This window comes from Synechococcus sp. CCY 9618, from assembly GCF_019038415.1.
Classification (GTDB): domain Bacteria; phylum Cyanobacteriota; class Cyanobacteriia; order PCC-6307; family Cyanobiaceae; genus Cyanobium.
In genome coordinates, this window is the sequence record NZ_JAFKRG010000027.1 from 1 (window position 1) to 14403 (window position 14403).

Here is a 14403-nt window from a genome sequence, read left to right on the forward strand (position 1 = left end):
ACGGCCGCAGGTGCCATATGGCCCTGGGTGGCCTCACCCCCCAACAGCGGCTAGCTCAGCTGCAGGCATGAACAACCTGGTGGGAAATCACACCTAGGCAGGAGACTTTCAGAGGATTCGCAGAATTCGCTGCGGTTGCTGAACGACTGATCAGATGGCCTGGCAGCGGCTCCTTGTCAGGCCGCAGCAAAGACATCCTGCATGGCTGCCCCCAGATCCTTCAGCATGGGTCCGCTCTCACCGGAGTAGGACGACCCGTGCATGACGGCAAGGGTCTCCGGCTGAAGCTGGGCGCAACCGGCAAGCAACCCTTGCGTCTGTGGGGTGTAGGGCAGATAACCGGCCAAAGGACCCTGCTGCATTTGCCGCATGCCAGCAAGGGCTGGGCCGATCAGATCGTGAGTGACAACGGGCAGAACGTCGCCGAAGTGATGAAAGAGATCAGAGCAGAAGAGGGTTTTCTGGGTCTCCTCAAACAACAGGCCGGCATCCCAGCCATGGGGCAGATGGGGCGAAGGAAAGAACCGAAAACGATACGTCCCTGTTTCCAGAACATCATCAGGCATCAGGCCGCGCGCAGGCCTGATGGCGTAGTCATCGACGCTGACGACTTTGCCGACAAACGTGCAGACCGGCTCGGCCTCGGGCGCCGCTTCCAGCCAGTGGTTGAGGCCACCGATCTCGTCTGATTCAAAATGGCTCCAGGCCACGTAACGAAGCTTGCCTGGATCCATCAACGTCGCCACTGCGTCCCTCAGGAGGGGATACATTCCCTTCAGGCCGGCGTGAAACAGCAACGGCTGCTCATCACGAACCAGAAAGTGATTGAACTGCAGATCAAGCTCCGGGACATAGATGGATAGCCGGAACAGATCAGGGGCAATCTCTGTGACGTTGGTCATGGTGGATGCAGGCGCAACAGTGATCCAAGCAGCCGAATCATTCTGCTGCCGTTCCTTCCCAGGCCCCAGGATCCAGAAAGGCCTCCACCGGCAGCGGTCCCGCCAGGTGGCGTTCGTCGCTGGGGTTGAGGGGCCCGGCCAGTAGTTCGGCCGCGGTGATGCGGGCCGACTCCGGCAGCGCCGGCTGGTCGGGGTCAAAGGCTGTGGGGTGGGTGATGCTGCTGGAGAAGCCCCGGAAGATCAGCAGCTCGAAGGGTTCGTCCTCCCCCGGCGCCGGCAGAAGGCCGACCAGGCGCAGCACCCGGTCGGGGCGCTCCCGGCTGATCGTCTCCAGGGCGGCCAGCAGGGCGGCCATTGAGGGGGTGGCGGCGTCGGTCATCGGCAGAGAGACCCAGGTAGAAGGCTCAGAACTCCCCGGCCACCCGGCCCAGCCGCGGCAGGCGCACCACCAGCCACTGCAGCAGCCCCACGGCGTAGGCCACCAGGGCCACATAGCCCACGAAGGCCGCCACACCCGGGGTCCAGGCCCCACCAAAGATGAAGGCAAACACCCGGGCCACCACACCGTGAAGCCCCTGGGGGGCCTCCAGCCACACCCGACAGAGGCTGAGCGGGGCGCCGCCACCGCCCATGCAGGGCAGGGCCGTGACCGCCAGGCTGGCGGCCGCCAGTGAGAGCAGCGTCAGGCTCCAGCGCCAGATGCGCAGGGTGAGGGGCAGGGCCCGCCAGGGGGGCATGTCGGCCAGCTCCTCGTTGAGATCCACCCAGAACCAGAGGCTCACCACCACCAGCAGCGGTGCCAGCACCAGCAGCAGAAAGCCCAGGGGGCGGTTGTCGGTGAGCAGCAGCAGGGCGATCAGCTGCAGGCTGGCCACCTTCCAGTAGAGGCCCATCAGGCGCACCAGGGCCTGCTCCCGGCGCAGGGCCGCCCAGAGCAGCAGCACCAGCGGCAGCCCCACGGCGAACAGCATGCCCAGGCGCACATCCAGCCAGACCAGGGAGCGATACAGCAGTTCCGGCACGTCCGCTCGGTTCGGTAAGGCGCCATTATCCGTGTGCCCCCCGGGCGATAGGGTCCGTGCATGGGTTCCCTCCCCTCCTTTCCCTGGTTGCAGCGCCGGGCCCCCGGTGCCTGGTGTCGCACCGCCCTCGGCAGAGATCCATCGCTGCAGGGAGCCGTCAATCAGGTGTTCGAGCAGCTGCGGGGTGCTGGCCAGGCCGACCTGGCCCTGGTGTTCGCCTCCGGCAGCTACGCCAGCGACCTGCAGCGGCTGCTGCCACTGCTGCAGGAGAAACTCAGCGCCGGCCACTGGCTCGGCTGTGTGGGCGGTGGGGTGGTGGGCACCGACCCGGCAGGCACACCCCATGAGGTGGAGCAGCAGCCCGCCCTGGCGGTCACCCTGCTGCACCTGCCGGGGGCCAGCTTGCACCCCTTTGCCATCGACACCGCCGACCTTCCCGATCTCGACGGCCCGGCCGAGCCCTGGCGTGAACGGGTGGGGGCCGATCTGGACGAGGGCCAGTCGATGCTGCTGCTGCTCGACCCCACCGGCAGCGCCATCAACGATCTGATCAACGGCCTCGACTACGCCTTTCCCCAGGCCACCAAGGTGGGGGGCATCGCCGGCCCCCACAGCGCCGCCCATGGTTCGCTGCTCTTCGACGACGGCGACGGCGGTGACACGGTGCGCACCGGTGCGGTGGGCTGTCTGATCGGTGGCGCCTGGCGCCTCGATCCTGTGGTGGCCCAGGGGTGCCGGCCCATCGGCCCGGTGCTGGAGGTGGAGCAGGCCCAGCGCAACGTGGTGATCGAGGTGAGCTGCGGCGACACCCGCAACAGTCCCGTGGCGGCCCTGCAGGCGATCCTCACCGACCTCACCCCCGCCGAACGGGAGCAGGTCAAGCACTCCCTGTTCCTGGGCGTGGGGCGCAACGATTTCAGCCTGCCGACTGCCGAGATGTCGTGCGCGCTGGAGGCCCCGGGGGCCTTCCTGGTGCGCAACCTGATCGGAGTGGATCCCCGCAACGGGGCCGTGGCGGTGGGAGAACGCATGCGCGTGGGCCAGAAGGTGCAGTTCCAGCTCCGCGACGCGGACGCCTCCCGCGACGAGTCGCGCCAACTGCTGGCTGCCCAGGCCCGGCGCCAGAGCGAACCCCTGGTCGCCCTGCTGTTCGCCTGTCTGGGACGGGGCGAAGGCCTCTACGGCGAGGCTGACGGCGATGTGAACCTCTGCCGGGAGGTGTTCGGGACCGTGCCGATCGCGGGGCTGTTCTGCAACGGCGAGATCGGGCCGGTGGGCGGCACCACCCATCTGCACGGCTACACCGCCAGCTGGGGGTTCCTGGTGCCGAACGAGCCGTCCGGGGGCGCTTCCGCGCCTCGCTGATGGTGCGCCAGCACGTCAATCCCCTCAGCCGGATCCACCAGCTGGCGGGGCCCCTGCCGCCCCCGGTCGAGCTGTTCGCCGACCCCTCCCTGCCGCTGCATCTCGACATCGGCTCCGCCCGGGGCCGTTTCCTGCTGGCCATGGCCCCCCTGAGGCCGGACCGCAACCACCTGGGCCTGGAGATCCGCCGCCCCCTGGTGGCGGAGGCCGAGGCCGACCGCCGCCGGGAGGGGCTGACCAACCTCCGCTTCCTCTACGGCAACGCCAACGTCAACCTGCCGGACTGGCTGGCGCGGCTGCCGGCCGGGCAGCTGGAGCTGGTGACCCTGCAGTTTCCCGACCCCTGGTTCAAGCTGCGGCACCGCAAGCGCCGGGTGCTCCAGCCCACCCTGCTGCTGGCCATGGCCGCGGCCCTGGCCCCCGGCAGGCAGCTGTTTCTGCAGAGCGACGTGGAGGCCCTGATCACGCCGATGCGTCAGCTCATCGAGGCCAGCGGCTGCTTTGAGCTGGCCGGGCCCGACATCTGCGGGCCAGCCGTGAACCCCCTGCCGGTGGCCACCGAGCGCGAACGCCACGTGCTGGCGGAGGGGAAGCCTGTGCACCGCAGCCTCTTTCGGCGCACCTCCGCCGGCCTGCCGCCGCTGAGCGAGCTGGATGCCGCCCTGGAAGCCGCTCTGGTGACCACCTCCGGTGGCACCGATAATCGCCACGACGCCGACGCGGATTGATGGTCCCTGCCCCAGCTCCGGTGCCCCTGCTGCTGCGCTGGCAGGGGCTGCTGGCCGGCCGACCGGCCGGACGGCTCGGCGCCCACCTGCCCCTGCTGGCGGGCTGGATCCTCTGCGCCCTGATGGCCGGGCTGCCCCTGGTGACCCGCTCTGGCCTCAGCCTGCTGATCGCCGCCTCCGGCCTGCTGTGGCTGGTCTGGGCCCTGCGCACCCCCCCGGGAGCCATCGGCGCCATCAACCGCTGGCTGCTGCTGGTGATCGCCATCGCCGTGGTGGCCACCGGCTTCTCGCCCGTGCCGAAGGCCGCCCTGATGGGGCTGGCCAAGCTGCTGAGTTACCTGAGCGTCTACGCCCTGATGCGCCAGCTGCTGGCCACCGCACCCGTGTGGTGGGACCGGCTGGTGGGAGCCCTGCTGGCCGGTGAGCTGGTCACCAGCGTGATCGGCATCCGCCAGCTCTACGCCGATTCGAGCGCCCTGGCCCGCTGGTCGGACGCCAACTCGGTGGCGGAGGGCACGGTGCGCATCTACAGCACCCTGGACAACCCCAACCTGCTGGGGGGCTACCTGCTGCCGATCCTGCCCCTGGCCCTGGTGGCCCTGCTGCGCTGGCGGGGCCGGGGCCGGCGCCTGTTCGCCCTGGTGGCCCTGGTGCTCGGTCTGGTGGCCCTGGTGCTCACCTACAGCCGGGGGGCCTGGATGGGCATGGTGGCCTCCCTGGGGCTGCTGGCCCTGCTGCTGGTGCTGCGCCAGACCCGCGACTGGCCGCCCCTGTGGCGGCGCCTGTTTCCCGTGCTGCTGCTGGCCGGCGGCACCCTGGCGCTGGTGCTGCTGGTGACCCAGGTGGAACCCCTGCGGGTGCGGGTGATGAGCCTGCTGGCCGGCCGGGAGGACAGCTCCAACAACTTCCGCATGAACGTCTGGACCTCGGTGCTGGCGATGATCCAGGACCGGCCCTGGATCGGCATCGGTCCGGGCAACTCCGCCTTCAACCTCATCTATCCCCTCTACCAGCAGCCGAAGTTCAATGCCCTCAGTGCCTACTCGATCCCCCTGGAGCTGCTGGTGGAAGCCGGCATCCCGGGGCTGCTGGCGGGGCTGGGCCTGCTGCTGAGCGCCGTGAAGGTGGGCCTGGCCCAGTGGCGCAGCAGCGCCGCCCTGGCCCTCCCCTGCCTGGCGGCGGTGGCCGTGTTCGCGGGCCTGGGGGTGCAGGGCCTCACGGACACGATCTTCTTCCGGCCGGAGGTGCAGCTGGTCGCCCTGTTCAGTCTCGCCACCCTGGCGGCGGCGGCGGCCAGGCCCGGGGCGCCGGACCCCAGCCCATGAAGCTGATCGCCGGCTTCGATGCCGGCCAGACCCACACCACCTGCCGCCTGGCCGTGGCCGGCGACGGGGGCCGGCTGGGAGCGGTGATCGCGGAGGGGGATGGCCCGGGGGTGTGTCATCTGGCCGCCCCCGACGGTCCCGCACGCTTCGGAGACGCCCTGCGGGAGAGCCTGGTGCGGGCCCGGGCCCATCTGGTGGATGCCCGCCAGCCCGCCGGCACCGCCGCCCTGGTGGCGGCCGCCGTGGGGGCCAGCGGCATCGAGCAGGGCACCGCCGTGCAGGAGCAGGGCCTGGCCCTGGCGGCGGCGGCCCTGGGGCTGGCGCCTGAGCAACTGGTGGTCACCGGCGACGAGCGCACCGCCCTGCGGGGGGCCTTCGGCGGCGGGCCGGGCATCGTGGTGATCAGCGGCACCGGCACCATCGCCGTGGGCCGCGACGCCGCCGGCCGTGAGCACCGCTGCGGCGGCTGGGGCTGGCTGCTGGACGGGGCCGGCTCGGCCATGGACATCGGCCGGGACGGCCTGGCCCTGAGCCTGCGCATGGCCGACGGCCGCGAACCCATCGGCCCGCTGCGGGCCGCCCTCTGGGACGCCCTGGATCTGGACCCCGCCGATCAGGGGGCACCCCAGCGGCTCAAGGCCCTGGTGGTGGCCGAAGGCTTCGGCCCCGCCGGCTTCGCCCGGCTGGCGCCGGTGGTGGACCGGCTCGCCGCCGGGGGCGATGCGGGGGCTGCTGAAGTCATGGCCCGCAATGGCGAGGCCCTGGCGGCCCTGGCGGCGGGGGTGGCCCGGAGCCTGGATCTGGCGGCACCGGAGGTGTGTCCGATGGGCGGCGCTCTCACGCACCTGCGGCAGCTGCAGCTCCCCTTCGAGCGGTCCCTGCGCCGGTTGCTGCCAGGCAGCCGGCTGGTGCCGGCCGCCGGCGATGCCTGTCAGGGGGCCCTGGTGATGGCGGCCGGCCGCTTCCCGCCCGAAGCGGGCTGAGGGATCAGCGGGCCAGCAGGCCCAACGGGGCGAGGGCCAGGGCCCCACCCAGAACGGCCAGCAGCATGGCCAGACGGGTGGTCCAGGCCAGGGGCAGCCGGCGCAGGGCCAGGAAGGCTCCGCCGCTCACCAGCACCGAGGCCGTCAACGCGCCCAGCCACCAGCCGAAGGCGGAAGGATCGGCGGGAGCTTCACCGCCGTGCAGCAGGGCATGCAGGGCCACGGCACCGGCCACCAGACCGCCGGCGAAGCCCAGACCGGGGCCGCTGCCATCACGCTGGGCCCGCAGGATCAGCAGGGCCACCGCCGAGATCGCCAGGGCGGCGAGCACCTCGGCGAAGGGCAGGCTGAAGCCCATGGCACCGGCCAGCCCTCCCAGCACCGCGCCGGCCAGGGCCCACAGCAGCAACTGGGCCGACACATAGGAGGCCGCCGCCCCGACGCCGATCAGCAGCAGCAGGTGATCCACCCCGAGAATGGGATGGAGGAAGCCGTGGGCGAGGCCGCCATCGGCGAGGCCATGGGCCTGGGCCGGCTGGCCGATCAGCACGAAGCCGAGGGCGGCCGCGGAACCCAGCAGGGTCCACGAGCGCAGGCCTGAGAAGTTGGTCATCGAGGTTCCCGGTCCGCGCCGGGGTTGAAGGGAAGGTTCACGGCGAGCGTTCTGGCTGAGGGTGACCCCATCACAGCTGCGGGACAGCGCCGGAGTGACGCAGGGAAGAACCCTGCTGCGCACCGGACTTTCCTCGTTTCCTCCCGGGAGTGGATCCCGGGAACCGTGACCCCATTCTGCGCTCAGCCGGTGACGCTGCCGCCCGATGACCGCGGCTTCTGACCGGAGAGGGGGGAGGATGGCGTTCAGGAGGTTCCTTTCCTTCACGGGAAGGACGCAAGGAGGAAAGGCGGTGCGGGGTTGTCCCAAGTCCGCCGCTGTCCCGCAGCTGTGATGGAAACCGGTGCTCCCCGCCCTGCTTTCCTCAGTCAGAACGCTCGCCCCCACTCGATCCCTTCCCTGCCGGCGCGGACCGGCGATCTTCCATGACCCTGCTTTCCAGAGGCGCCTCGGGCGGCCCGACCCGGGCGGCCTCTGTCGCCTCGGCCCTGAAGCTCTGCCTGCTCGGCGGCCTGCCGCTGCTGCTGGCCGCCCCGGCCTCGGCCCACCACCTGATGGACCTCACCGGCCTGACACCAGGTCCGCTGACCGGCGTGCTCAGCGGCCTGGCCCACCCGGTCCTCGGCCCCGACCACCTGCTGTTCCTGCTGGCGATCGGCCTGGTGGGCATCGTCCATCCCTTCCGCTGGGTGCTGGCCCTGCTGGGCTGTGGCCTGGTGGGCAACGCCTTCGGCCTGGCCCTGCCGGGCCTCAGCTTCATCGAGCCGCTGGTGGCCCTTTCGGTGGCTCTCACCGGGCTGGTGCTGGCCCGCCGCCTGCCGGCAGCCGTGCTGATGCCCGCCTTCCTGCTGCACGGCTACGCCCTCAGCGGTGCCGTGCTCGGCTGGGAGCCCACCTCGATCGGCTTCTACCTGGTCGGCCTGCTGATCAGCCAGTCGCTGCTGCTGGCGGTGGCCCTCACGGCCGTGCGCCGCTGGCGCGAGCGGGCCTCCAGCGGCGCCCTGTCCGTCACCGCCGGCCTGCTGATGGGCATCGGCCTGGCCTTCACCTGGTCGGCCGTGATTCCCTGAGGCTCAGCTGCCCAGCAACGCGGTGCATTCCAGCCGCTCCTGGCTGGTTGCCCGGCGGGCAGCCCGCATGCGGACCGCCTCCGCCAGATATTCGGCGTCGTCGGCCACGCCGCAGAAGCGGGCCGAACCCCAGGTGTGCAGCCAGGGCAGGCCGAGGAAATAGAGGCCCGACACCGGAGTGATGCCCCGTTCGTGGGCCGGATGGCCGGCGCCATCGAAGGCAGGCGCCTCCACCCAGGTGAAATCGGGGTGGTAGCCCGTGCACCAGATCACCGCCGCCAGCGGCTCGCTGGCCAGGTCGATGGGTTCCGCTGGCCCCGGCGGCGGCGACCAGCAGGGGACGTAGGGAGACTCCTCGGGGGCCTCCAGCTCCCGGGCGGCGATGTGGTCGTCGATGCTGCGGCAGATGCGGCTGTGCACCGCGTCGGCCCCGTCGAGGTTGGCGGCCAGATCGTCGGCGAAACTGATCCGGTCGTGGCCCAGGTCGGCCAGCCGGCCGTGCAGCACCATGCCCTCCAGGGCCCGGCGGCGCAGGTCGATCTCCCGGCCCCCGTCGCGGCCGGTGAGGTAGTGGTTGGTCTTGCCCCGCACCGCCCGGGGATCGGCGTGCTGGTCGATCGGCATGGCGTAATAGCCCATGCGATCGAGCCAGTCGACCACGTCGCGGCCGCGGTAGCGGCGGGGGGAGCGGGGGGCGCTGCCCACGCTCAGGTGCACCCGGCGCCCGGCCAGAAAGAGGTCTTCGGCGATCTGACAGCCCGACTGGCCGCTGCCCACCACCAGCACCGGGCCGGCGGGCAGCCGCTCGGGACTGTCGTAGTCGCGGGCATCGAGTTGCAGGATCTGCTGGGGCAGGCGGGCGGCGAGGGGATGGCGCTTGGGGCGGTGGTAGCCGCCGGTGGCCACCACCACCTGCTCCGCCTCGATCTCTCCTTCATTGGTGATCAGCCGGAAACCCTCGCCGCTGGCCGACAGCCGCTGCACCGCCACCCCTTCGCGCACGGGAACGCGGATGTGGTCGGCGAAGCGCTGCACGTAGCGGACGATGTCCTCGCGCCCCATGAAGCCTTCAGGGTCATCGCCGTCGTAGGGGTAGTCGGGCAGGCGGCACTGCCAGTTGGGCGTGACCAGGCAGAAGGACTCCCAGCGCTGGCGGGCCCAGGCGTGGCCGATGCGGTGGCGCTCCAGCACCAGGGGGCGCAGCCCCCGCTTCTGCAGGCAGTGGGCGACGGACAGACCCGCCTGGCCACCACCGATCACGACCACCTGGTGGCGCTGGGGCGGTGGCGAGGACATCCGCGAATCCCTTTTCACCGCCGCACACCAGATGAAGATCGCCATGCTGGCCGTCAACGGGGATACGTCCTGTAACGACCGGCACGTATCGGCGTCGACCCGTGCTTGTGCCCATCGGCGCCATTTGGTGGCATCGGCGACACAGAACAAAACTTCATCCATGGCACGGTCGCTGCGCCGCCAATGTCACCGTCCTTCCATGCCCCAGGTCAGCCGCCCCGCCAATCAGACGGGTGAGTTTCTCGTCGACTACGAGGAGAAGGTCTTCCCCGATGTGAAGGCCGAACCGGGGGAGAAGGCCCTGGTGACCTTCCACACCGTGGCCTTCGAGGGCTCCATCGGCCTGGTGAACCTGCTGCAGGCCAGCCGCCTGATCAACAAGGGCTTCGAGACCTCGATCCTGCTCTACGGCCCCGGCGTCACCCTGGGGCTGCAGCGGGGCTTCCCGAAGCTGGGGGATGCCGCCTTCGACGGTCACCTCAACTTCGGCGCTCGCATCGAGAAGTTCATCGGCCAGGGCGGCAAGGTCTACGCCTGCCGCTTCGCCCTGCAGGCCCTCTACGGCCACGGCGAAGGCGCCCTGATCCCCGGAATCATCCCGGTGAATCCCCTCGATGTGCTCGACATCGTGCTGCTGCACCGCAAGGAGGGAGCCTTCATCCTCGACACCTGGACCCTCTGAGCGCCCGTCCGCTCTCCCGTCCGCTGCCCCGTCGAGGCCACCCATGCCCGCCACGATCACCGTCGCCGCCGCCCAGATCCGTCCGGTGCTCTTCAGCCTGGAGGGATCGGTGGCGCGGGTGCTTGCCGCCATGGCGGAGGCCGCGGCCGCCGGGGTGGAGCTGATCGTCTTCCCGGAGACGTTCCTGCCCTACTACCCCTACTTCTCCTTCGTGGAGCCGCCGGCGTTGATGGGGAAGTCGCACCTGAAGCTCTACGAGCAGGCGATGACGGTGCCGGGCCCGGGCCTGAGCCGGATCGCCGCGGCGGCCCGCCAGCACCGTCTGCACGTGCTGCTGGGCATCAACGAGCGCGAGGCGGGGAGCCTCTACAACGCCCAGCTGTTGATCGACAGCGAGGGGGAGCTGGTGCTGAAGCGCCGCAAGATCACCCCCACCTACCACGAGCGGATGGTGTGGGGCCAGGGGGACGGGGCCGGGCTGCAGGTGGTTCCCACGGCCCTGGGCCGCATCGGTGCCCTGGCCTGCTGGGAGCACTACAACCCCCTGGCCCGCTTCAGCCTGATGGCCCAGGGGGAGGAGATCCACTGCGCCCAGTTCCCCGGCTCCCTGGTGGGGCCGATCTTCGCCGAGCAGACCGCGGTCACCCTGCGCCACCACGCCCTCGAGGCCGGCTGCTTCGTGGTCAGCTCCACCGCCTGGCTGGAGCCCGAGGACATCGAACGGATCACCCCCGACCCCACCCTGCAGAAGGCCTGCCAGGGGGGCTGCCACACGGCGGTGATCAGCCCGGAGGGCCGCTACCTGGCCGGGCCGCTGCCCGACGGCGAAGGCCTGGCCATCGCCGAGCTCGACCTGGCCCTGATCACCAAGCGCAAACGGATGATGGACAGCGTCGGCCACTACAGCCGCCCCGACCTGCTGGGCCTGCTGATCGACCGCAGCCCGGCCCGCCAGCTGCAGGAACGCCCCACGGAGTCGGGCGCCGAGTGGCCCCTGGGCCTGCCCGTGCTGGAGGAGGTGCCCCATGGCTGAGGCCGATCGCCGCGCCCTGGGCCGCCGGCTCACCGAACTGCAGGTGCACGGGGTGGTGGACCCGGCGGTGCCGGGCAACCCCGGCCGCCGCGGCGGTGCCGGCCCCTCCGATCACCGGGCCCTGAGCATCGACGGCACCACCGTGATGGTGCCCGTCTACAACGCCGTGGCCACTGCCTCCCCCTACCGGCTGGAGGCAGTGGAGGGCGGCCTTCAGGTGAGCGGAACCTCGGCCGCGGTTCCGGCTGACGGCCCAGCGGCCGGCCCCCTGGCCGTAGAAGCCCCACCGGAGCCGCGCTTCTACGGCCAGACCACCGCCGATGGCATCCCCTACCGCTCCATCGCCCTGCTGCACGGTCGCGACGTGCTGGCCACCACCCTCCTGCAGACCTGCATCCGCTTCCGCGATCGCACCCAGTCGTGCCAGTTCTGCGCGATTGAGCAGTCGCTGGAGGACGGCCGCACCCTCGTGCGAAAGACGCCCCAGCAGGTGGCCGAGGTGGCCGAGGCGGCGGTGCGCCTCGACGGGGTGCGCCAGCTGGTGCTCACCACCGGCACGCCCAACAGCGACGACCGGGGCGCCCGGCTGATGGCCGAGACCGCCGCCGCCGTCAAGGCCCGGGTGGATCTGCCGATCCAGGCCCAGTGCGAGCCGCCGGAGGATCCCGCCTGGTACGGCCGCATGAAGGACGCCGGGGTCGACAGCCTCGGCATGCATCTGGAGGTGGTGGAGCCGGAGGTGCGGCGCCGCATCCTGCCGGGCAAGGCGGAGCTGGGCCTGGAGCGCTACATGGCGGCCTTCGAGGCGGCCGTGGCGGTGTTCGGCCGGGGCCAGGTGTCCACCTATCTGCTGGCGGGGCTGGGCGACAGCGCCGCGTCGCTGGTGGCCGTGAGTGAACGGCTGATCGCCCTGGGCGTCTACCCCTTCGTGGTGCCCTTCGTGCCGATCGCCGGCACCCCCCTGGAGGCCCATCCCGCTCCCTCCACCGACTTCATGGTGGAGGTGTACACGGCCGTGGGCGACCGGCTGCGGGCCTCCGACCTGCGCTCGGAGGCGATGGCGGCCGGCTGCGCCAAGTGCGGCGCCTGCTCGGCCCTGTCCCTGTTCGAGGCCGGTCCCGCGCCGGCCATCCCCTGAGCGTCCCGGCCGATCCCATGTTCTTCATCGATCCCAGCAGCCACGACATCGGCCGCAGCGCCAGCTCCGGCCCCGCCGCCTTCACCCCGTCGGTGCGGCGGGGTGTGGCCATCGACGCCGAGGACTTCCGCCTCTCGCCCACCGCCAGCTCCCAGCGCTTCTCCTTCCACCTGCTGGGCGCCAGCACTCCTCTGGTGAAGGGCTACTGGGACCTGCGCAGCGCCATCTTCTGCCAGGAACAGCACCTGTTCGAGGCCTGCGACCGCGACGAGCTCGACGCCCACGCCTATCCCATCGCCGCCCTCGACCACACCGCCAGCAGCGGCAGCGGCGTGGTGGGGGTGGTGCGGATCCTGGAGGAGCAGCCCAGGCTCTGGTACGGCGGCCGGCTCGGGGTGCACGGCGAGCACCGGCGCCACAACCAGATCGGCAAGGGGCTGATCTGGAAGGCGGTGACCACCGCCAACGGCTGGGGCTGCGACCGCTTCCTGGCCACGGTGCAGCTTCAGAACGTGCGCTTCTTCCAGCGCCTGCACTGGGAATCGATCGAGGAACTGCAGATCCGGGGCCGGCCCCACCACCTGATGGAGGCCGATCTCAGCTACTACCAGCCCGGCCTTGAGCGCCGGCCCCTGCTGGCGGCGGCTTGACCAACCCGGAAAATCCCGCCCAGCCCAATCCCGCCCCGGACCTGCCGGCGCTGGCCGCGCGGCTGCGCCGGCTCCCCGGCCTCACCGGCAAGGCCGACATCCAGGCACCGGCGGCCGCCTTTCCCCACCAGCCCTTTGCCGCCCTGGGTCCCGCCGCGGCCCTGGGCGACGACGCCGCCCTGCTGCCGGAGCAGAACGGGCCCCTGCTGCTGGCCTGCGAGGGCCTGCACCCGGCGCTGGTGGCCGACGACCCCTGGTTCGCCGGCTGGTGCGGCGTGCTCGTGAACCTCAGCGACATCGCCGCCATGGGCGGCACTCCCCTTGCCGTGGTCGACAGCCTCTGGTGCCGCGACGCCGCCCATGGGGAGCGGATCCTGGCGGGCCTGCGCCAGGCCTCGGAGGTGTTCGGGGTGCCGGTGGTGGGGGGCCACACCAACCTGCAGAGCCCCTACGACGCCCTGGCGGTGGCGGTGCTGGGCCGGGCCAGCGGGCCCGTCCTCTCGGCCCGCGCCGCCCGCCCCGGCGACCACTGCCACCTGCTGATCGACCCGGCCGGCGCCTTCCGGGGCACCAGCCTCTGCTGGGATGCGGCCACCACCGCCCAGCCCGGCCGGCTGCGACGCCAGCTGGCCCTGATGGCCGAACTGGCCGCCGATGGCTGTGTGCATGCCGCCAAGGACATCAGCATGGGCGGGCTGGTGGGAACCGCCGCCATGTTCTGCGAGGCGGCCGGCTGCGGCCTGCAGCTGGAGCTGGCGGCGATCCATCCCCCGCAGGGCGTGGCCCTGGAGCCCTGGCTCACCTGCTTCCCCAGTTTCGGCTTCCTGCTGGCCGCCAGGCCGGAGCAGGCCCCTCGGCTGGCCGAGCGGGTGGCCGCCTGCGGCGGGCTGCTGCTGGAGCGGATGGGCACCTTCACGGAGGAGCGGCGGCTGGTGCTGCGGCAGGGGGGTACCCAGGAGGCCGAGGCTGGGGAAGCGATCTGGCGAGGCACGGTTCCCCTCACAGGCTTCGGGGCGCTGTCGTGATCGCCACCGCAGCGGAGGTCGCCACAGCGGAGAATCCACGGACTGGGTGGTGGGGGGCGCCATGCCGGAAGTCGAACTGAACCTGGACTGGCCGGATGGCACGATCACCCGCCTCTACTCGCCTTCGACGGTGATCCTGGAGCACCTCGCACCGGGCCAGGTGGTTTCGGTCCAGGAGTTGCGCGCCCGGGGGAGCCTGGCATTGCGGCTGGCTTCCGAGCGGGTGCGGGCCCGCTACGGCTTCGCCTGCACCAGGGCCGACGAGGAGGAGCAGCGCCTGCTGACACGGGCCGCCCGGTTCGGCGACGGTGAACAGGTGGTCATCCACACCGCCTAGGAGGCCGCTGAAAAACCCATCCAGCTACGGGAGAATGGCGCAACGGCACTGAGTGCATGCGCGGCCAGCAGGAGCGGACCGGTCCCCTGTTCTCCTACATCTCCACGGAGGAGAGGATTCCCAAGGCCCATCCGCTACGTCACGTAAGGCGGCTGGCCGACCAAGCGCTGGATCGGCTGAATCCATCCTTCTGCAAGCTCTACCCCGAGGCTGGCCGTCCCTCGATCCCGCCGG

General features: G+C 71.3%; 16 protein-coding genes, 1 pseudogene and 2 riboswitches. Of the genes and pseudogenes, 12 read left to right on the top strand and 5 right to left on the bottom strand.

Annotated elements, in window-relative coordinates:
• Nucleotides 1–176 precede the first annotated feature (176 nt).
• The 3 genes from KUG41_RS06525 to KUG41_RS06535 are packed head-to-tail and all read right to left on the bottom strand — an operon-like array spanning nt 177 to nt 1924.
• Nucleotides 177–902: an MBL fold metallo-hydrolase gene (locus KUG41_RS06525; RefSeq protein WP_216902338.1), complete on the bottom strand. Its 726-nt coding sequence runs from the start codon at nt 900–902 to the stop codon at nt 177–179.
• 37 nt (nt 903–939) lie between these two features.
• Nucleotides 940–1281, bottom strand: a complete 342-nt coding sequence (locus KUG41_RS06530) for a hypothetical protein (protein WP_254216912.1) — start codon at nt 1279–1281, stop codon at nt 940–942.
• 25 nt (nt 1282–1306) lie between these two features.
• A complete protein-coding gene (locus KUG41_RS06535) occupies nt 1307–1924 on the bottom strand; it encodes a DUF3177 family protein (protein WP_216902340.1) in 618 nt (205 codons plus the stop codon).
• 60 nt (nt 1925–1984) lie between these two features.
• On the opposite strand from KUG41_RS06535, the gene KUG41_RS06540 reads away from it, so the two are divergent.
• From KUG41_RS06540 to KUG41_RS06555, 4 genes are read left to right on the top strand one after another with little or no spacing between them, the layout of a single operon-like run.
• The gene (locus KUG41_RS06540; protein WP_216902342.1) at nt 1985–3289 is read left to right on the top strand and encodes an FIST N-terminal domain-containing protein; all 1305 of its coding nucleotides are present in this window, start codon (nt 1985–1987) and stop codon (nt 3287–3289) included.
• A gap of 2 nt (nt 3290–3291) precedes the next feature.
• Complete coding sequence (gene trmB / locus KUG41_RS06545; RefSeq protein WP_216902366.1) at nt 3292–4017, top strand: tRNA (guanosine(46)-N7)-methyltransferase TrmB; 726 nt, start codon at nt 3292–3294, stop codon at nt 4015–4017.
• Nucleotides 4017–5342, top strand: a complete 1326-nt coding sequence (locus KUG41_RS06550; RefSeq protein ID WP_216902344.1) for an IctB family putative bicarbonate transporter — start codon at nt 4017–4019, stop codon at nt 5340–5342. The genes trmB and KUG41_RS06550 overlap by 1 nt, the downstream gene beginning before the upstream one ends.
• On the top strand, nt 5339–6325 hold the full coding sequence (locus tag KUG41_RS06555; protein ID WP_216902346.1) for a BadF/BadG/BcrA/BcrD ATPase family protein: 987 nt from the start codon (nt 5339–5341) through the stop codon (nt 6323–6325). Before KUG41_RS06550 ends, KUG41_RS06555 begins: the two co-directional genes overlap by 4 nt.
• A 4-nt stretch (nt 6326–6329) precedes the next feature.
• Here the strand turns inward: KUG41_RS06555 and KUG41_RS06560 are convergent, their stop codons facing one another.
• Nucleotides 6330–6938, bottom strand: a complete 609-nt coding sequence (locus KUG41_RS06560; protein WP_216902348.1) for a HupE/UreJ family protein — start codon at nt 6936–6938, stop codon at nt 6330–6332.
• 23 nt (nt 6939–6961) lie between these two features.
• A riboswitch (cobalamin riboswitch) is annotated at nt 6962–7121 on the bottom strand.
• Between the two features lie 50 nt (nt 7122–7171).
• A riboswitch (cobalamin riboswitch) is annotated at nt 7172–7338 on the top strand.
• 25 nt (nt 7339–7363) lie between these two features.
• On the opposite strand from KUG41_RS06560, the gene KUG41_RS06565 reads away from it, so the two are divergent.
• Nucleotides 7364–8008: a HupE/UreJ family protein gene (locus KUG41_RS06565; protein ID WP_216902350.1), complete on the top strand. Its 645-nt coding sequence runs from the start codon at nt 7364–7366 to the stop codon at nt 8006–8008.
• Nucleotides 8009–8011: 3 nt separating this feature from the next.
• Here KUG41_RS06565 and KUG41_RS06570 read toward each other — a convergent pair whose 3' ends face one another.
• The gene (locus tag KUG41_RS06570) at nt 8012–9304 is read right to left on the bottom strand and encodes an MSMEG_0569 family flavin-dependent oxidoreductase (RefSeq protein ID WP_216902368.1); all 1293 of its coding nucleotides are present in this window, start codon (nt 9302–9304) and stop codon (nt 8012–8014) included.
• A gap of 199 nt (nt 9305–9503) precedes the next feature.
• On the opposite strand from KUG41_RS06570, the gene KUG41_RS06575 reads away from it, so the two are divergent.
• The 7 genes and pseudogenes from KUG41_RS06575 to KUG41_RS06605 form a co-directional block, all read left to right on the top strand.
• Nucleotides 9504–9986, top strand: a complete 483-nt coding sequence (locus KUG41_RS06575) for an MSMEG_0572/Sll0783 family nitrogen starvation response protein (protein WP_216902352.1) — start codon at nt 9504–9506, stop codon at nt 9984–9986.
• A gap of 43 nt (nt 9987–10029) precedes the next feature.
• The gene (locus tag KUG41_RS06580) at nt 10030–11019 is read left to right on the top strand and encodes a Nit6803 family nitrilase (protein WP_216902354.1); all 990 of its coding nucleotides are present in this window, start codon (nt 10030–10032) and stop codon (nt 11017–11019) included.
• Complete coding sequence (locus tag KUG41_RS06585; RefSeq protein WP_216902356.1) at nt 11012–12157, top strand: MSMEG_0568 family radical SAM protein; 1146 nt, start codon at nt 11012–11014, stop codon at nt 12155–12157. Before KUG41_RS06580 ends, KUG41_RS06585 begins: the two co-directional genes overlap by 8 nt.
• 17 nt (nt 12158–12174) lie before the next feature.
• The gene (locus tag KUG41_RS06590) at nt 12175–12807 is read left to right on the top strand and encodes an MSMEG_0567/Sll0786 family nitrogen starvation N-acetyltransferase (RefSeq protein WP_216902358.1); all 633 of its coding nucleotides are present in this window, start codon (nt 12175–12177) and stop codon (nt 12805–12807) included.
• Entirely contained in the window at nt 12804–13832 is a 1029-nt protein-coding gene (locus tag KUG41_RS06595) for a sll0787 family AIR synthase-like protein (RefSeq protein ID WP_216902360.1), read from the top strand. Before KUG41_RS06590 ends, KUG41_RS06595 begins: the two co-directional genes overlap by 4 nt.
• Before the next feature lie 61 nt (nt 13833–13893).
• Complete coding sequence (locus KUG41_RS06600) at nt 13894–14169, top strand: MSMEG_0570 family nitrogen starvation response protein (protein WP_216902362.1); 276 nt, start codon at nt 13894–13896, stop codon at nt 14167–14169.
• 56 nt (nt 14170–14225) lie between these two features.
• Nucleotides 14226–14403: pseudogene (locus tag KUG41_RS06605) on the top strand (IS5/IS1182 family transposase); the annotation flags it as partial.